1 pseudogene is annotated in these 339 nt (G+C 56.0%); it reads left to right on the top strand.

Annotation, left to right across the window (positions count from 1 at the left end):
• Positions 1-198: pseudogene (locus BQ17_RS21400) on the top strand (transposase); the annotation flags it as partial.
• Positions 199-339: the final 141 nt, after the last annotated feature.

The raw sequence follows: 339 nt of genomic DNA, 5'->3' as shown, positions 1-339 counted from the left end.
CGAGAACCCAAGCTCCTCGCGCGATTGAGCATTGATGGGAAGCAATTTATCGGCTATTCCGAGCGTCTTCTCAAGGCATTCGGAACGGCGGTCGGCGCACCGGCATCGCTCACGGATCTTTGTGCCCGGCGTCAGACCAAGTACCTGCGCGGCATCCGGGCTGCGCGAGCGGTGTTTGTAGCCAAACAAGCGGCGTGATAAGGTTTGAGTGGGTAAAGTCCGCTGTGAGGACCGATTGGGTTGTCCGTTCCCCGTCGCTGTGCTTTTTGGGGAGCCGATTTGCAATGTTAGCCCTTCTATAAAAGGCCCCGCAATGGAAGTCAAATTAAGCAAGCAACA

Source organism: Candidatus Thiosymbion oneisti, assembly GCF_900092655.1.
GTDB classification, from domain to species: Bacteria; Pseudomonadota; Gammaproteobacteria; order Chromatiales; family Chromatiaceae; genus Thiosymbion; species Thiosymbion oneisti.
This window is presented reverse-complemented; position numbering and strand designations above follow the sequence as displayed.